Raw genomic sequence first — 17,957 nt, 5'->3', positions numbered from 1 at the left:
AGACAAGTCAGTTGCGGGCGATATAAAATTCACGTTCCCAAGTGGTGTAGGCTGGGTTGATAAACCCAGCATTTCGAAGCCCCCTATGCTGGGTTTCCGCAAAGCTCCAACCCAGCCTGCCCGCTAAGCCGCAGGGATGTGGCGAATGTCGAAAACGCATAACGCCATGGATGGCGTGTAGTAGAGCACCAACAGTAGGCGCTTTAGGCGACGCAGGAGCAGTTGCCGAGGAGCAAATATCTGTCCCTGGGGTCGTCTGTGGTTCCATAAAATATCCGGGCTAAGCATCGCCGGATGCGATAAGGCAAAAAATACCCTTGTTGATATTGAGCGTTGCGGGCGCTCAAGATAGGCTACGCCAATTTTAAATTGGCGCCGGCTATTGAAGCCGGTAAAATTCCCCATCTTCCTTCTGAAGACCATAAAAATAATAAATTTAAGCCTCCTTTTTATCTCCGGAGGCCACTCATTTAAAAAATAATAATAACTGGAGCACCATGTTAAAGAAAACAATCACCCTATCGGCATTGCTGATGTCGCCGCTGTCTTATGGTGAGGAAATAGCAAGTCAGGTATTCAATATTACGGAGTCAGGACAAGGGTCGATAGGCTACTTGCCCTTTACTCTTTCGAGCGCCATGCCCGTCGATATCGCGACCAGCGGGCCGACGATCGATCCTCAGATTTATCTGTTCAGCGGTACGGGCAATTTTACTTCCTCCATTGCCTCTGATGATGATGGTTGTGATCAGATCGATTGCGGCGCGGCCGGCATCAGTCCTGATTACAATTCATTGATTGATAATATGAGCTTGTCTCCGGGCACTTATACGGTAGCGGTTTCCGATTATTATTTTTCGCAAGAAGATGCCATCCTGGGCACAAAGGTAAATGACGCCACAGGCGAAGTGCTGGTGATGGTCGGCGATTCCAATATGATCATCCCGGGCACCGGCTCCGGCACCGGCACCGCCAGGCTGGTTTCATTTGCCGGAGGCAGTACCAGCGACGGCAGTGTCATAGGTTCTTCGCAAATAGAGGCTTTAACCTCGAATATGGGGTCTACGGCCGAGGCCGTCAACGATTTGTGCGGTTCGGCGTCAACACGCTCGCTGATTGCCGACTGCGCGGCTATCGCCGGCTTGAGCCCCGCGGCGCAGGCGGAAGTCCTTGAGCAGATTACGCCCGAGGAGATCAATGCGATAGGCGCGACTACCGTTGCCACTTCCAGCGCGAATTTCAGCAGTATTCAGGGCCGCATAACCACCTTGAAAACCGGCGGAGGCGGAGGATTTAACATCGCCGGACTGAACGTAGGCGCGGCCAGTTCCGATGACATGCCCGAACTGTTCAAACGCCTGGGCGTTTTTGTAAACATCGAGGGCGGCTTCGGGGACAAAAACAAAACCGTCAATGAACAAGGCTACAAATTCGATACGCAAGGTGTGACGGTCGGCGCCGATTATGCGGTGACGGATTCTTTCTTTGTCGGCGTGGCGTTTAACAACACCCATAACAAGGCCCGCTTTCTGAACGGCGCGGGCGAACTGTACACGGCTTCCTATACGGGTTCCGTATACGGTAATTATAATATTGATGACTTTTATATCGACGCGATTGCCAGCGTCGGCGGCCTGGATTATGAGTCTGAACGCCACATGAGCTTTTTCAACCGTACCGCCAAAGGCACTACAACCGGTATGCAATATGCCTCAGGCATCAGCGCCGGCTACAATTATCGCCATCAAAACTTCATTGTCAGCCCTTACGTCGGCTTTGATTATACGAAAACGGAAGTCGATGGTTTTCGCGAAAACAACGGCGTCAATTTTGCCGTCAATTATGGCCAGCAGGACATTGAATCCATTATCACCAAAGTCGGCGCGCGCTCGTCGTACACCCATAGCGCGTCCTGGGGGGTGGTGACGCCTCAACTGAATCTCGAATGGGTTCATGAATCGAGCTATAACGCCAGCCTGAGCCAGGTTCAGTTTGTGCAGGGTACTACATCCTTCGGCATTCGCTCGGATGCGCCTGACCGCGATTACATGCAGTTAGGGTTTAATGTGGCTGGGCAGTTTGCCGATGGCCTCGCGGCTTTCGTCGCCTATAACACGATGATCGACCGGCAGAATGTGACTAACCATGCTTTTGCCACGGGAGTCAGGCTGGAGTTTTAAACGGCGGATTCTGTTGTCTCCGAATATACCCGACATGTCGGCGCCTTTGCCGGCGGCTATGGCTTGCAGTAAAGGCACCGGACAGGGCCTGGCAAGTCATGGCGGCCTGATCAGCCAGATATATCAATCACACTGTTATGAATCGAACTGAACGACGGCTTGCAGCCAAGAACAACAAGAAGCGGCAAAAACGGGGGAATCCGGGCAATGTCCTGTCGTCAGCGATCAGCCTGCATCAGAAAGGGCAATTGGCCGAAGCCGAGAAAATCTATCGCTCGATTGTGCAAAAGCAGCCGGACAATCCCGATGCACTGCATTTCCTTGGCGTGCTGCTGCATCAGACCGGCCAGAGCGACAAGGCTATCGCCAACATCCAGCAGGCATTGCAAATCAATCCGGCTTACCTGGACGCCTGCAACAATCTGGGCAATATCTACAAGGAAACAGGCGACATGCAACAGGCCGCCGAAACCTACCGGCGAGTGATCGACATGGCGCCCGATCATGCCGGCGCCTGCAACAATCTGGGCGTGGTGCTCCGAAACCTGGAGGCCTACGAGGAGTCGGAGCGCGTGTTGCTGAAAGCCGCCGAACTCAGCCCTGACAATGCCGATGTTTTCCAGAATCTCGGCAATACCTATCAGGAGCAGGACGAGTGCCGGAAAGCGGCCGAGGCTTACCGACAAGCCATTGTCTTGAGGCCGAATCACAAATATGCCTACGAGAGCCTGTGGAAAATGCTATTGAAAACGGGCCAGTCCGAGGAAGCCAGAGAGGTTTTGCACAACTGGCTTGCCGCCGATCCCGGCAATCCGATCGCCAGGCATCATCTTTCCGCCTGTCTCGGCGAAGACGTTCCCGACCGGGCTTCCGAGGCTTATATTCAGGACATCTTCGACAAGTTTGCCGCCAGCTTCGACACCGTGCTGAACCGCCTGGATTATCGGGCGCCCGAACTGGTCACGCAGGCCGTTGCCACGCTTTTTCCCGAGCCCCGCCAGGATCTCAGGGTGCTGGACGCAGGCTGCGGCACCGGGTTGTGCGGACCTTTGCTGCGGCCTTATGCCGGCACGCTGGTCGGCGTCGACCTGTCCTCCGGCATGCTGCGTAAAGCCAAAGGGCGCGAAATTTATGACGCACTGGTCGAAGCCGATCTGGTGGCATATTTAGGCCGGGAAAAAGCCGCGTTCGATGTGATTGTATCGGCCGACACGCTGGTTTATTTCGGCGATCTCGCGCCTTTACTGAAGGCGGCCGCGGGCGCGCTGAAGGCGGCGGGGAGCCTGGTTTTCACCGTGGAAAAAAGCGACGAGGAGAGCGGCAACGGCTTCAGGTTGAATCCTCACGGCCGTTATGCGCATGCGCATGATTATATCAAAGCCAGCCTGGCCGCTTCGGGCTTCGACCTGCGCGCGGCGGAAACGGTAGTGCTGCGCAAGGAAGCCGGGCAGCCGGTAGTCGGCCTGTTGGTGACGGCGGTTTTAAACTAGCGGCCGTTCGCCGGGGCTGTCAGAACAGCGGGCGCGGGGTTACCTCTTTACGCATATAGGTATAGTTGACGACCACCTTCCAGCTTTCGTCAGAGCCGAAGTTAACGGAATCCCAGGCGGCGATTTTATAGGTTTCGGTATTGCCTTCGATGTAGGAATAATAGCCGATGCTGTCGTCGTCGATCAGCATCAGGCGGCCGAAAGCTTGTAAGGACGGCGATGGATTGCTGGTCGTGTCAATAAACAAATTGCTGGCAATATATTTGGGCGATTCGTCGAAGACGATCAGCCCGTCGTTGCGCATAATCCAGACATCGCGCGGATGTGTCTCGGATTTGGCGCTGAGCGGGAAAAATTCAGGCAGCACTTTTTCCGGATACATGCGGGCCTCAAGGTAATTGATAATCTGGCCGTCTTGCAGTACAGGCACGCGATAAACCAGGATCAATCGCTGGTTTTCTATTTCGGCTACCGGTTTTAAATCTTGTTGAGCAGGATTGCCGCCCTCTTTGCTGAAGGCGGTTGAAATTTCGGAGGCGTTGCGCAGGGAAAAAGACTCGAATTTCGGGTATTGGCTGTGCAACCGGGCGAGCAATTGCCGGGCCGATTCCTGGTTCGAAACGTCGAGCTGGACCGCGGCTTGATTAAGGTCCGAGAACAGGCGGCCGGTTCCGGCCGTGATGGCGCGGGCTATCGCCCGCGCCTGCTGTTGCGACTGTTCGCCGAAGGCCGTCACCATGACCAGGGATTCCTCGGCTTGCGTTTTAGCCTGTTCCATCTGCCTGGCATAATAGACTGAAAAGCCGGCGCCGCCGATGACGGCCAGCGATAGTAAGCCGGCCATCATGACCATGGTTTTGTTCTGCGTCAGGAAGCGGCGCAGCAGCTCCTGTTTGGAATAGGCATAAATATTGACCATGCGGCCATCCCGAAAGGCTTTTAACTGGGCGGCCAATTCACCGGCATTGGCGAACCGCTCCTCGGGATTCTTGTGCATGGCTTTTTCACAAATGGCCGCCAACTCAGGCGGCGCGGATGGGTTGACCAGTTTTGCCGAAGGCGATGCCTTGCGTGCCTCGATCTGTTTCTGAATGCTCGACAACGAGCCGCGATAGGGCAGTTCGCCGGCGAGTATCCGGTACAGGATAACGCCGAGGCTATAGACATCGCTGGCCTTGCCGGCAAGGCCGTTGAACTGTTCCGGCGCCATGTAGGCCGGCGTTCCCAGGACTTCGGATGTGGTATTGTCGCTGAGCGTGTGGCGCTGGTGCGTCAGGACTTCACGATAGAAATAGGTATTGTCGTGATCGTCAAGGACCTGGGCCAGCCCCCAGTCGAGAATAATCGTTTCGCCGAAGCCGCCGCTGATAATATTGCCGGGCTTCAGGTCCCGGTGTATGACGCCTTTGGCGTGGGCATAGGCTATCGTGTCGCAGACGTTGATCAGGCTGTCCAGCAGTTTGATGCGCCGCGCGAATGCCGTCTGGGCTTCAGCCTGTGCGCATTTTTTAAGCGATTGCTCCAGCGTTTCGCCCTTAACGTAGCGCATGACGTAATAAGGCCGCCCGTCATTGCGCCGGCCCAGTTCATAAACCGGCACGATGCCGGGATGCTCGAGCTTGCCGGTGATTTTGGCTTCGTGGATGAACGAGTTGGCAACTTCTTTATTAGTCGTGTTATTCGCGGCGAATTCATCCAGCAGTTCCTTGACCGCGACACGCCTGCCGATCATTTCATCATAAGCGAGATTGACGCGCCCGACGCCGCCCTGATCAATCATATCCAGAATCGTCAAGCGATCGGGATAGCCGAAGTTGCTTTGTCGCGTTGCCTTGTTGGCGTTGGCCGGACTTTCCGGGCGCAGTATCGTGACATCATCGTCAGCTGATAAAGTATCCGAAACGGGTCTATTGATGCCCATAGTGTGTCTTGGTTGTGAGTTGAGGTTGATAAAGCTGATCAATGCGCCGGGCGCCAGATTCCCGCAAGTCCGGAAAGGGGCGCGGCTACCGATTGGAAGCGCAACAGGCGGGCGCTATTACGGTTACGGTAACTCGACAACGTCATGATGCCGCGCTCGAGTATCGCTTCGGCCGTGGTTTCCGGCAGATACCATTCGGCGCAGGCCTGCATCAGCGTTTCGCCGTCTTCCTTGTAACTGTAGGCGGGCAGATCGTCGATATTCAAGTGCTGGCCGGGCGACATCGACCAGCCGGCATCCTGGAAATTTTCCGCCAGCAGCCTGGCGCAGGCAAAAGCCGGGTTTCCCCATAAAAAAGCCTCGTGCTCGTCCGTCGTCGCCAGTTCCTCGAATTCAAAGCTGTCCAGCGGATCGGTTTGCTTGCCGTAGGGCAGGCGCAACAGAACACGCGGAAGCGCCAGGCCTAGCCATTGCGCGTAAGGACTTGCGCGTAGCGCTCGCCATGCGGGCACATCGCCCCAGGTGGAGGGGTGGAGGGATTGAGACAGCGACGCGCAACCGAGAAGGCTGTTGTCGGCGGCGGCCAGGAACGGCGCGCCGAGGCTTGCGGCCATGGCGCCCAGAGCCGCAAGCACTTGCATATCCGCCTGGGTGTCGGCAAAAGTATAAGCGCCGACCAATACCGACCAGGGCTGACTTATGCCTTGTCCGGCCAGCAATTGGTAAATGGCCGAGGCTTCCAGGTTCTCGCCGGCATCAAGAACCGTCCGCGCCAGTTCGTCCCGCGACAGGTTCAGCAGCGCCAGTTGCAGCGACTCGCCCGTTTCCAGGCGCGAAACCAGTGCGTATGCCGATCGCCATAGCGCTTCCAGCGCCTGGAAATCGGGATGGTGCAGCAAGGTCCTCATCAGTTCGCTCGTTGCCCGGTCGACTTCGGCCAGCAGTTCGGGCTGGCGCGGATCGGTTTTCTCGACGATATGGGGCGCGATCATGTCCCCAAGCAGCCGGTCCAGCGAGGATTGTGGCCGAGCCTGTTGCGCGGGCGCTTTCCCGAGCAGGCGCTCGAACATTGCCTCTTGCCCGTCAACCGGCGGCGCATCAACAGATGGGTCGGCGGCGTCCTTTAAATTGATTGTCTGCCGAAGCTGCGCGACCGCTTGTGCAAAGGTTGCGGGATTTTGCAGGCTTTGCCGCAACTGGCGCAGCTGATGAAAAACGTCCAGGGTCGCATAAAGGTGATCAGGGTGAAAGTCGTCGAGGCAGTGAAACTCAAGATCCAGCCGAGGTTCCTGCAAACTCAGACTCGGCTTCAATCTCGACAGGACGTCATCGAAATTATCGATATCGACGGTCATTATTTTCCGGTTTTCCGCTCCGGCATCCAGGTGCCGGTGTCCGCTGAAGTTGCCCATCATCAGTATGCGCATGGGTAAATCATCGGACGCAGGCTGCGGGTCCGCGGCAGTACTGAAACGAAAATCGAACTGTAAATGTCCGGGCATGAAAGGCTCCTGAAGCGGTGAAAAATTAATGTATTTGCTTAAGATAGTTCGATGTTTGCCGGTATGCAAGTTTCCGGTCGAGCTTGTGTTCCGGAATCGCTTTGAATAGTCAGATACATTTTGATAGTATCAATGGCATTTTTTGATTCTATACGGAAGTACGTTGGAATATGGCCACACAAGACACTCGATTTGGATCCGTTACTTCACCGTTAGGCCCTGATGTTTTGCTTTTCAGCCGCATGAAAGGCTATGAAGAAATGGGTAGGCTTTTTGAATATGAAATAGATCTGCTCAGTGAGGAAAAACAGATCGATGCCAAAAAAATTCTCGGCCAGGCCATGACGCTCGCCGTGGAGTTGCCGGTCGGGGGCATACGTTATTATCACGGTTTGGCGACGCAATTTCGGCATCACGGCACGCAGGGCGAGTTTTATCTTTATCGCGCCGTGCTCCGTCCGTGGCTCTGGTTCTTGACGCGTACATCCAATTGCCGGATCTTTCAGGAACTGTCTGTTCCCGACATCATCAAGAAAGTATTCGAGCTGAACGGCTTCAGCGATCTTAAGGTCGAATTGAGCGGCGATTACAAGCCCCGCGATTACTGCGTGCAATACCGGGAAAGCGATTTCAATTTCGTCAGCCGCCTGATGGAAAGCGAGGGCATTTACTATTTCTTCAAGCACGAGCAAAGCAAGCATACGCTGGTGATCGCCGATGCTGTCAGCGCTTACCAGACTGTCGCCGATTACGCCGAGATTCCTTATTTCCCCCCTGAAAACGCCGTCCAACGCACGCGGGACCATATTTTCGAGTGGCATAACCACCATGAAGTGCAGTCAGGCTGCTACGTGCTGAACGATTTCGATTTCGAGAAGCCGAAAGCCAGCCTGTTGGCCAAATTCACCGAAAGCAAGGCCCATGCCCATGCCGACGGCGAACGTTATGATTATCCCGGCGACTATACGGAATCCGGAGACGGCGAAAGCTATGCCAATATCCGTCTGGATGAATTGCAGACCAATTACCAGGTGATTCGCGGCAAGGGCAATGCCAGAGGCCTGACGCCCGGCATGCTTTTCACCTTGAAAGACCACTACAGCGCCCAGGAGAATGCCAAACACGTGCTGGTATCGACCGATTTTCTGATCGAGTCCAACCAGTACCGCAGCGATGGCGCGCCGGCGGAACTGCTGTTTGACTGCGCTTTTACGGCCATCCGGGCGGAACAGCAGTTCAGGCCGCGGCGGAGCACGTCCGTGCCGTTCGTCCAGGGGCCGCAGACGGCGATTGTCGTCGGCAAGGCCGGCGAGGAAATCTGGACGGATAAGTACGGGCGCGTGAAGGTGCAGTTCCACTGGGACCGGGAAGGCAAGAATGATGAGAACAGTTCCTGCTGGGTACGCGTGTCATTCCCGACCGCCGGCAAGAATTGGGGCTGGGTTTCCCTGCCGCGCATAGGCCAGGAAGTCATCGTCAGTTTTCTGGAAGGCAACCCGGACCGGCCTATCATCACCGGCAGGGTTTACAATGCCGACCAGATGCCGCCTTATGAGTTGCCGGCCAATCAGACTCAAAGCGGCATCAAGACCCGCAGCAGCAAGGAAGGCACCGGCGACAATTTCAATGAAATCCGGTTCGAGGATAAAAAAGATGCCGAGGAAGTTTATGTGCATGCCGAAAAGGACTTCAATTGCGTCATCGAAAACAATGAAACGCGCAAAATCGGCCTGGACAAAAAGGATAAAGGCGATCAGACCATCGAAATCCAAAACGACAGGACCGTGACGCTGAATGAAGGCAACGATACGCTGACCGTCAAAACAGGCAATCGCGTGACGACGCTCGACCAGGGCAATGATACGAAGCAGGTCAAAATGGGCGACCACTCGGTCAAGGTCGATGTCGGCAAGAGCACGACCGAAGCGATGACCTCGATCGAATTAAAAGTCGGCGGCAACAGCATCAAGATCGATCAGTCCGGCATTACCATTAAAGGCCTCATGGTGACGGTGCAGGGCGACACAAAGCTGGACGCCAAGAGCCCCATGACCACGGTCAACGGCGACGGCATGCTGACGCTGAAAGGCGGCATCACCATGATCAATTAGTGTGGATTTAGACATGACAGAGATAAATTTCGTCAAGATCAAGCAGCCCACGGCAGTCGCCGTTTGCAGTCTGGTCGAGCTGGACGAGGAAGCCAGGCAGTTGCTGCAGGATGATACCGCGCCCGCGCAATACCTTCAGCAACTGATAGAAAAAGAGCTTTATCCCGATGCGGTACGCTTTCTGGCCGTTGCCTTGCCCAAGCGGGAGGCTATCTGGTGGGCCTGTTCGTGCGCGCGCCTCACTTTGGGCGAATCACCGTCTCCGGTTGACGTTAAAGCCATTGAGGCGGCGGAAGCCTGGGTCTATAAGCCGACGGAAGAAAATCGGCAATTGACCAGACCGACGGCCGAAGCCACCCAATTCAAGACGCCGGCCGGCTGGGCGGCCATAGCCGCATTCTGGAGCGGCGGCAATATTTCTCCGGCGGAAGGGGCGGTCGTTCCGCCCGCCGAGGAGTTAACCGGCAAGGCGGTCATCGGGGCGGTCATGCTGGCGGCCGTGCGGAGCGGCGCGGACAGGATCAAAGCCAACTATCGGCTGTTTCTGAAAAAAGGCCTTCATATCGCCAACGGCGGCGATGGCAGAGCCGTCCAATAATTTTCACTGATAAGTAAAACCGGAGCAAATCAATGGGACAACCGGCCGCAAGAATCTCTGATATGCATGTCTGTCCGATGGTCAATCCCGGACCTGTGCCTCATGTGGGCGGGCCTATAGCCATGGGGGCACCGACCGTATTAATTGGCGGAATGCCGGCTGCCAGAGTCGGCGACATGGCTGTGTGCGTAGGGCCGCCTGATTCCATCATTAAAGGCTCCGCCACGGTCATGATTGGTGGCATGCCGGCGGCCAGGATGGGCGATTCAACCGCGCACGGCGGCACTATTGTGATTGGTAATCCCACAGTACTGATTGGCGGCTGAAAAATAACCTCGGATATTTGGCCGGCTGGACCGCAGCGTATTTTCATAACCGGATATTGTGTAATCCAGCTTGCGGTTTGTTCTTGCCGCTGAAGCGGTTGCGGCATTCAAATAACACTTTCCCTACGGCCGTAAGCTAGCCAACTGACTGGCCGGCCGATTGCGCCCGGCGCTCAAAACCAACGCTGAACTAATAAAAAAGCCCTGTGTCCCATTTTAGTCAGTCAGCCACGAGGAATGACGGTCGTTTTTAGCATTTCAATAATGCCGAACAAGTACAACCTGATTTTCGTGGAATTAACCTTCGGAGTGGCTTTAACTCCTGCTTACGTTGATTCAATGCCTTCCGGTATTTTCGTTTTCGTTGAAGCGGAAGGAGCTATTTATCCAGTATTAAGAATTTGGCTAAAAATGACTTCCTGAAATCAGAATCTTGCAGCCTATGTTTAAACAGGGAAATTATTTACGGCCAAATCCTGAGGAGAGATTTCATGTCGAAAAATAAACTGTTTATATCATTCCTGGCCTCTTTACTGACGATTACCTATTCCTTGAACTCTAGTGCACAGTCCGGGGTAGAGCAACAAGAGGAGTCTTTTAGCGAACCGCCTCAAGAGTTAACCGGCAGAGTCGGCGACGTGCCTGTTTATTCCCATATCTATGGCGCCGAATTCATGACTGAGCAGGAACGGTGTGACTATTTGCTGACACTGGACGGAATGAAAACGAAGGAAGAAAGGGATGCGTTTCGGGCTAAACATCAGGAAAAAATAGATATGCTTCGCAAAGAGAAGGGGGGGTAAATGGCAAACTGCTGTATCCGTTAGCATAGACTGCCGGAGATATTCATAATGCCCGCCGGACGTATAGGCGGCGGGCGGGCTGGTCACTGGCGAGAACGGCTCGGTACGCAATTTAATTGCCGCTTCTGACCGGTTTGGCCAATCCCACGAGTATGTAGTTATACAATTCACGCGCTTGCTGATCGGTTAATCGGGAGGTTGTAAAAGCCGGCATTGGGCCTTTCGAACCATCAGGAAGCCGCGGATTCCTGACAAATTCAATAAAAGTCTCATAGCTTTCCAGTTGAGGCGCCGAGCGTAGCGGCAGATTCGGATAGAAAATATTGCCGCCGTTGGCGTGGCACCCCGAGCAGTGATTGATAAAAATTCTCCGTCCCGGCAGCAGCTCATCGCTTACAGTCGGAAGTCTGCCTTCATACACCAACTGGCCGCCGAAATAGCCAAGGCTTATGCCATTAACAAGGCAGAGCGTGAACAACAGAACCATGGAAAATGGGCGAACAGTCGATCTTCGCCCCGCGATCAGTGTGATGGATAACAGGATAAGCAATAAAATTGCCAGGCCGATCTTCATTCTTATCGGGTTTATCCAGGCGCCGGAATAATAATATTGCCAGTCGATGATGCCGGCCGCCACGGTAGGGAAAAGTAACACAAACGCCATTATGACAGCGTAATAGGCGGATAACAGCAGAACGTGTCTGCGCAGGATCCAGCCGGCCAGGCCCAAGCAAAAAGCCACGATCAGTGCACCGATGGGGCCATGGGTAAAGGGCGGATGGAGCGGATGCGTGTAGCCTATTTTCGCAAGCAGATCATAAAGCGCATCAATCATGGCATTTTTTCTTTAAAGATCCGATGTCCATATAGTGTAAAGTCGCCAGCTTTCCAAATGGAATTCAAAAGCCATGCTTGTGCGGTATCAGTGATTTTAAACTACACTTCAGATGCCGGGTATCTGATATTTATACTGATACTTGATCCGTTATCCGGGAAAAAATTCATGCCTGTGGCATTAGATTTGAATCATTTATCCACCTTACTGAATTGTTTATATTTCTATGAGCGGTATGGTGAATAATTGCCGAAAATGTCGCTGCATGGCATTGTAAATAATCGAAATTTGCCGTGCAAACACTATATACTGATACGCCCGACAAAATTGACGGAAGCTAATTGACTAAGGTAAAAATGTTCTGCCAGCATTTGATTAATATGCCGATGGCGTGATTATGGAAATGGCTGGTCACCATCTATGGCATAGATATCTGATACGGAAAATGATCAAAGGAAACCAGCTCCCCAAATACTTTAGTCTTGTTGCGCAATCCGAAAGTAGGGAACCTTGCTTATCCAGTGCCGCGCTGACGCTGATCTTTGCCGCGGTTGTCGTGACCATGCCGGCCGCTAAACTATTCGATCAGCCGGCTTCCTATATTCCTTTGCACACAATTCTGGAATTCATCTCGATTGCTATTTCAGTCATGGTGTTCAGCCTTTGCTGGAATATTCGCAAAGAACCCATGGCAGGGAAACTGCCTGCTATCGGCGGCGTGTTTTTATCGGTTGCCGTCATCGACATGTTGCACACTTTGTCTTATGAAGGAATGCCGCCTCTCGTAACACCCGCTTCGGTTGAAAAAGCCATCGGTTTTTGGCTATATGCGCGCATTATATCCATCCTCGGTTTATTGGTGTTTGCTTTTTCCCGGCAGCAGGCGAGCGCCGGGTATGCGGAAAAATCCTTATTGCTCAATCTGTTGGTTTCGGCCGGTATAGCCTATATTGGTTTATATCATCAAGATCTTATGCCCCGCACCTTTGTTCCGAATGCAGGGTTGACCGCTTTTAAAATTCGGATGGAATATGGGCTAGCCTTTTTATATCTGGTAGCGGCCTGGAAATTCTGGCAGCGATCAAAAGAAGATACCCAGGCTTCATTCGGATGGCTTGCAGCGGCTTGCTGGGTGCTGGCTCTTAGCGGCATTTTTTTTACTTTGTATCAGAACGCCAGCGATTTGATGAATGTGATGGGGCATATTTATAAATCCATAGGCTATCTGATCGTTTACCGTGCGATTTTCGTTGTCGGTGTTCACTATCCTTATAAAAAACTTGCTGCCACACTTGCCAGCCAACATGAACGAGAACTTTTTTATAAAACGCTGGCCAGCGTAAATCCGGTCGGCATTTTTCGTAGCGACAAGGAAGGCAATTATATTTATGCTAATGCGAACTGGAGCAAGATCGCCGGCTTGCCTGTCAATCAGGCGCTTGATAGCGGCTGGAAGCAAGGCATTTATCCGGCTGACCGATTGAGGGTTGAGCAACAGTGGAATACAGCGGTTTCGCAGGCGCGCCCGTTTTCGCTGGAATACCGGTTTAAAAAACCGAATGGAGAAATAGCCTGGGTTTATGGCCAGACGGCGGCTATCAAAAATGAGACGGACGAGATACTGGGTTATGTAGGGACCATTACCGATATCACCCGGCGTAAGGCGACGGAGGAAGAAATCCACCGATTGGCTTATTATGATTCACTCACTCAGCTGCCGAACAGAAGCATGATGATCGATCGTATCAGTCAATCATTGGCATCGCGGCAGCGCAATAAAATTTATGGCGCCATCCTGTTTATCGATCTCGATAATTTCAAGCAGATAAACGCCACCCGAGGCCACACCGTCGGCGACCGATTATTGATCGAGGTCGGCAACCGTCTGCGCTCCTGCGTTCGTGCATCGGATTCAGTGGCACGGCTTGGCGGCGACGAGTTTGTGGTGTTGCTCGAGGATCTGGGCCAAAATCACGAACAAGCCGCCATGAAAGCCGGAAAAACCGCGGAAAGAATACTTGAGGCGCTTAACAGTCCGTACCAACTGGCCGAACAGGAATATATCGGTTCCTCCTGTATTGGTATTTCACTGTTTATTGATGGTAATGAGACACCGGAAGATCTGCTTCGCCGATCGGATACGGCTATGTATAGGGCTAAAAGCAATGGCCGCAATATCCTGTGTTTTTTCGAACCCGCCATGCAAAAGGCATTGGAAGAGCATGCCACGCTTGAATCCTGGATGCGTACCGCCCTGCGGGAACACGAGTTCAGACTTTATTATCAGGTTCAGGTGGATCATAACCGGCAGCCCATCGGCGCGGAAGCGCTGATTCGCTGGAAGCATCCGATACAAGGCTTTATTTACACGCCCGACTTTATTAATGTTGCCGAGGAATCCGAGCTTATCGTGGCTATCGGGCAATGGGTGCTGGAAACCGGGTGCGCGCAGATCAAGGCTTGGGAAAGCAATCCCGCGATGCGCTCGCTTTCCCTGTCCATCAATGTCAGCGCTCGACAATTCGGGCGGCCGGATTTTGTTGAAACCATCAAGGCCGTTATCGCCCGCTCAGCGATTGCTTCCGAAAAGCTCAAATTAGAGATGACGGAAGGCCTGTTGATTCATGACGTGGACGATACGGTTGCCAAGATGACTCAGCTTAAATCGATTGGCGTACAGTTCTCGATGGATGATTTCGGGACCGGTCATTCCTCATTGAACTATCTGAAGCGCCTGCCGCTCAGTCAGTTGAAAATAGACCAGTCGTTTGTGCGAGATATTACTGTCGATGCCAACGATGCGGCTATCGTGAAGACGATTATCCGCATGGGGCAGACGCTGCAAATGAATGTTATTGCGGAAGGCGTTGAGACCGAAGAACAGTTGCGGTTTTTAAAGGAAAACGGCTGCACGGTATTCCAGGGGTATCTATTCGGTAAGCCACTGCCGCTTGAAGAGTTTGAGCGGCTTATAGCATCATGTAATGAGCGGAGGCTGGTCGACAGAAAGTCAAATGCGCCTGGCTAAGTAATGCATTCTTGTAACTTTTTTACAGGCTTAGAGTTACTTCATTTCGCCAGGCAATAAAAAACCCGCTAAATCTTACGACTTAGCGGGTTTATGATTCTTTGCACTGCTCAGAACCTGAATTTGGTACGAGGGTCGGTCTCTAATATAAATATTAGTCATTGTAAATTAAGTGTTTTATATTTTACTTTTTCAATATACCCCCGTTTATACCCCCGTACAATTAACGCTACCCCTGCTTTTTATTCAGGCTAATGCTAATACTCAGCAAAGAATGATCTATCGAGCAGTGCCAGGCATCTATCATATCAAGGTCATCACCAGATGCCGGCCTTCAGCTTGGCATCGATCTCCAGCAGGCCGACGCCAAAAGACAGATGGTCAACAGAATAGGTTAGATTTCACCGGATGGTTTGCTGGTGTCCGCGTGGTCATGTGGTGCATTTTGGAAACAATACGTATATCAATAATCATGCCATAATATAAAGCCATGTTTTTTATACTAAATAATCACATTGGCATGAAATCATGCTAGTGAATTTATTGTTTACCATTTGCGACACATCACCACGTGGTTAATTTTCCGTAAGGCATAAAAAACCGGTATAAAAACCGGCCTTTATTTTATCGGTCGGCTTTACCGCGGCTTCATGTTCCTGGCTAAAATGCGGTAAAGCGTGCTCTTGCTGATATTGAACGCGGAGCATATGTCAGCATGATTGACGCCATTGAAACGACTTCTAATGAGATTGTTCCTGCGCTGCTTATCAACCTTGGGGATATAGTAGGTCTCGCCGCCCAAGTTCGACCTGATCCGCTCTATCACGGCGCTGGACAGATCGCTGGCTAGCTGCTCGGATAGGCCGAACTTGACGGCGATGGTTTCAATATCGGCTGCAATTTGATCTATTTGGTCGCTCATTTGTGCATGACAAGTTTTTAGGAAATTGGGACTACAGCTTAATTTTAGCATGGTGTTAGGCACAAAAAACCCGGATTTCTCCGGGTTCTCTGTGAGCCTCTTATGCCTCTTGGTGGGCTCGGTTACGGCCTTCAGCCTGGTCTCTATTTTCATTTTTAGCTCTACTATTTGTAACCATCCCCTGCCCATCCTGTTGTGTATAGGTCGTTTAGTAACTATACCGTTGATGTCATCACTAGCCTGTATCTGTGGCAACCAATGCTTATGCCAGTGCAAAATCGCACAATAATAAAGTACACGCTTATGTATAAGCTTTTGAAAGCATTGGTTAATTACTCTAACCCACCCCGCGCCCCGAATAGATGTTGTTTATGGTAGCTCGGTGTTTAGTTCGCATGTTTAGTAACGCGTTTAGTAAGCGAAAGAAGCGCCGGTTTTGTGGGTCCTTCCCAACAATGGCACATGCGGGTAAATATGACCCCTTTTTTCATGTAGTCAGTGACTTTAAAAGTTACTAAACACGGATGCATAAGGCACAAAAAACCCGGATTCCTCCGGGTTATCTGTGAGCCTATTATGCCTCTTGGTGGGCTCGGCACCTCATTTCTCGGTAACGTCTCTATTACGGCCGATGAAATTTTTAAAAGGCCCTGTTTTTTTAACAGGCCGCGAAAACAGGGAAACACGGTCAATGATCCGGTTTTTTCAACTCACGCGGAAACCGGAAAACGCGCACACAAAAGCTTTAATTAATGCATCTACTGTCCATTACGGCATCATCAAGACGATTTCAGGATTGCAGTCAGCGCGACGGTAAAAACCATTCAGCCCCAATTCCTCGGCGGTGCTGATGATTTTCTCCTCGTCGATTTCCAACTGGTGCCGTCTCTTAATGAGTTCGGCTTTTAGGCCGTCTCGTTCGTCCATCGGTGGGCCTGATTCGATACCGTCGGCGGCGGCTGTTGCCATGTCTGACAGTTGGCGCTTAATCTGTTCGGGGAACAAAGCACACAAAACCTCCGATAAATCGACTCTACCCGATCCGATAACCCGCCCTGTTTCTAGCGTGATTAATACGTTGCCGTGACCTAAATCAACAGTTGCATCGAAGGTCCCCAGGCCGGCAGACTCTCGCTGATAGAAAAAATGGTTAATACCTGCCAGGTCTGATTTTTCGTTAACAAAATGATCGATGTTTTTCAGGGCATCACTTAACGGCACCGGCGCATTTTCCAGCCAATAGATTTCATCGTCGATATGCGCAATTTGCTCATGAACGGCCTCGAGCTGTTTATGCGCCTCCTTTGCTGACTTGTTGAGAGCGGTTTTTAGTTTTTCTGCATCGATCATTAATTATCTCCACTGGTCAAGTTGTCTTGGGCGGGATAAGCGACGGGATCGCCTATCTTTACATGATGTTTAGCGAACTCCTGGAGCTGCTCCCATGATGCACCAAAGGCTTGCCGTGTCTCAGATAGCTGCTCCCGGCGTTCGTAGAGCTGTTTTGCGGCGAGCATTTCGCCATAAAGCTCCAGTAAGGGCCGCTGCGCGGTGGAGTCCTCACGGAAACCGAATTCAGCGCAAACAGCGGGCCAGTTGTTCTTTATGTCGGCCATCCGTTTTTTTAAGTCGTGGCATGACAACTTTTTATCCTGGGTAATGACCGGAAGCGCATTCCGGGTTCTGTCGTAATTCGAAACAAAACGCCCCTCTGTTTTTCCCGCTTGCTCTTTGGCGTCACGCCATTCGTCACTTAATCGCGTGCATTCCACATGCAGCAATTCTTTTTGACGCTGGAGTCGCTCCCATTTTTCTTGATTGAATTTCATAGGTTTGCCTCCTTCTCGGGCATGTGGGTTTTGGCATGTAGGCAGCACAATGAAAAAATCCCGTGAAAATCCCTCGGTCTGGCATCAAGAAGCGGCATCAGTACCTCAGCGGCGGCATAGGCCGTTATTTGCTTGGCGCTGTATTTTTTTTTCAGGTCACTTCTTGAAGCGTATGTTGACGCCAGGTCAATGAACTTGCAGTTGCCTTTCAATGCCGGGAACGCGGCCATTAATGGGGGGATGGCACTTTGTTGGGTCGATGATTTGGCGCAACGGGCATTTATATCCGCCTGAAACGCCGCCCTGATTTTTTCACCTTCAAGCGCTTCTGCCTGAAGCTGTTCTTCGGTATGGGGTTGCAACATTTGAACTTCTCCGTTTAAAAAGTTGAGATCATTGTTGCATGATGTTT

General features: G+C 52.1%; 15 protein-coding genes. 8 read left to right on the top strand and 7 right to left on the bottom strand.

What is annotated here, in order from left to right; all coding sequences use genetic code 11:
* The first annotated feature begins 497 nt into the window (after window positions 1-497).
* Both EK22_RS00700 and EK22_RS00695 read left to right on the top strand, forming a co-directional pair.
* On the top strand, window positions 498-2,180 hold the full coding sequence (locus EK22_RS00700) for a DVUA0089 family protein (protein ID WP_235209188.1): 1,683 nt from the start codon (window positions 498-500) through the stop codon (window positions 2,178-2,180).
* 137 nt (window positions 2,181-2,317) lie between these two features.
* Entirely contained in the window at window positions 2,318-3,670 is a 1,353-nt protein-coding gene (locus EK22_RS00695; protein ID WP_051961567.1) for a tetratricopeptide repeat protein, read from the top strand.
* Window positions 3,671-3,689: 19 nt separating this feature from the next.
* Here EK22_RS00695 and EK22_RS00690 read toward each other — a convergent pair whose 3' ends face one another.
* Complete coding sequence (locus tag EK22_RS00690; protein ID WP_036247052.1) at window positions 3,690-5,591, bottom strand: serine/threonine-protein kinase; 1,902 nt, start codon at window positions 5,589-5,591, stop codon at window positions 3,690-3,692.
* A gap of 38 nt (window positions 5,592-5,629) precedes the next feature.
* Window positions 5,630-7,093 (bottom strand): type VI secretion system contractile sheath domain-containing protein, encoded by a 1,464-nt coding sequence (locus tag EK22_RS00685; RefSeq protein WP_036247050.1) that lies wholly within the window; start codon window positions 7,091-7,093, stop codon window positions 5,630-5,632.
* A gap of 170 nt (window positions 7,094-7,263) precedes the next feature.
* On the opposite strand from EK22_RS00685, the gene EK22_RS00680 reads away from it, so the two are divergent.
* The 5 genes from EK22_RS00680 to EK22_RS00665 all read left to right on the top strand — a co-directional run bounded on the left by EK22_RS00680 (window position 7,264) and on the right by EK22_RS00665 (window position 10,931).
* The gene (locus tag EK22_RS00680; RefSeq protein WP_036247048.1) at window positions 7,264-9,204 is read left to right on the top strand and encodes a type VI secretion system Vgr family protein; all 1,941 of its coding nucleotides are present in this window, start codon (window positions 7,264-7,266) and stop codon (window positions 9,202-9,204) included.
* Window positions 9,205-9,217: 13 nt separating this feature from the next.
* Window positions 9,218-9,802 carry a DUF6931 family protein gene (locus tag EK22_RS00675; RefSeq protein WP_036247046.1) on the top strand — a complete coding sequence of 195 codons (585 nt, stop codon included), beginning with the start codon at window positions 9,218-9,220 and terminating at the stop codon, window positions 9,800-9,802.
* 32 nt (window positions 9,803-9,834) lie between these two features.
* Window positions 9,835-10,128 (top strand): PAAR domain-containing protein, encoded by a 294-nt coding sequence (locus EK22_RS00670; protein WP_027146923.1) that lies wholly within the window; start codon window positions 9,835-9,837, stop codon window positions 10,126-10,128.
* 264 nt (window positions 10,129-10,392) lie between these two features.
* Complete coding sequence (locus EK22_RS24605; protein ID WP_161786363.1) at window positions 10,393-10,551, top strand: hypothetical protein; 159 nt, start codon at window positions 10,393-10,395, stop codon at window positions 10,549-10,551.
* A 68-nt stretch (window positions 10,552-10,619) separates the two neighbouring features.
* Window positions 10,620-10,931 (top strand): hypothetical protein, encoded by a 312-nt coding sequence (locus EK22_RS00665; protein WP_020157132.1) that lies wholly within the window; start codon window positions 10,620-10,622, stop codon window positions 10,929-10,931.
* A gap of 112 nt (window positions 10,932-11,043) precedes the next feature.
* Here EK22_RS00665 and EK22_RS00660 read toward each other — a convergent pair whose 3' ends face one another.
* The gene (locus EK22_RS00660; protein ID WP_036247043.1) at window positions 11,044-11,766 is read right to left on the bottom strand and encodes a DUF2231 domain-containing protein; all 723 of its coding nucleotides are present in this window, start codon (window positions 11,764-11,766) and stop codon (window positions 11,044-11,046) included.
* Between the two features lie 445 nt (window positions 11,767-12,211).
* On the opposite strand from EK22_RS00660, the gene EK22_RS22950 reads away from it, so the two are divergent.
* Window positions 12,212-14,794, top strand: coding sequence for an EAL domain-containing protein (locus tag EK22_RS22950; RefSeq protein WP_051961564.1), 2,583 nt, complete (start codon window positions 12,212-12,214; stop codon window positions 14,792-14,794).
* 637 nt (window positions 14,795-15,431) lie between these two features.
* On the opposite strand, the gene EK22_RS24600 is transcribed toward EK22_RS22950, so the two are convergent.
* The 4 genes from EK22_RS24600 to EK22_RS00630 all read right to left on the bottom strand — a co-directional run bounded on the left by EK22_RS24600 (window position 15,432) and on the right by EK22_RS00630 (window position 17,910).
* Window positions 15,432-15,716, bottom strand: coding sequence for a Mor transcription activator family protein (locus EK22_RS24600; RefSeq protein WP_161786362.1), 285 nt, complete (start codon window positions 15,714-15,716; stop codon window positions 15,432-15,434).
* Window positions 15,717-16,484: 768 nt separating this feature from the next.
* Window positions 16,485-17,066, bottom strand: a complete 582-nt coding sequence (locus EK22_RS00640; RefSeq protein ID WP_036247038.1) for a hypothetical protein — start codon at window positions 17,064-17,066, stop codon at window positions 16,485-16,487.
* Complete coding sequence (locus EK22_RS00635; protein WP_036247035.1) at window positions 17,066-17,545, bottom strand: hypothetical protein; 480 nt, start codon at window positions 17,543-17,545, stop codon at window positions 17,066-17,068. The genes EK22_RS00640 and EK22_RS00635 overlap by 1 nt, the downstream gene beginning before the upstream one ends.
* Window positions 17,542-17,910 carry a hypothetical protein gene (locus tag EK22_RS00630; RefSeq protein ID WP_036247033.1) on the bottom strand — a complete coding sequence of 123 codons (369 nt, stop codon included), beginning with the start codon at window positions 17,908-17,910 and terminating at the stop codon, window positions 17,542-17,544. Before EK22_RS00630 ends, EK22_RS00635 begins: the two co-directional genes overlap by 4 nt.
* Between the last annotated feature and the right edge of the window lie 47 nt (window positions 17,911-17,957).

This window comes from Methylobacter sp. BBA5.1 (assembly GCF_000746145.1).
In the GTDB taxonomy this organism is placed as follows: domain Bacteria; phylum Pseudomonadota; class Gammaproteobacteria; order Methylococcales; family Methylomonadaceae; genus Methylobacter; species Methylobacter marinus.
Note: the sequence above shows the minus strand (reverse complement) of the source record. Positions and strands in the feature narration are given on the sequence as shown.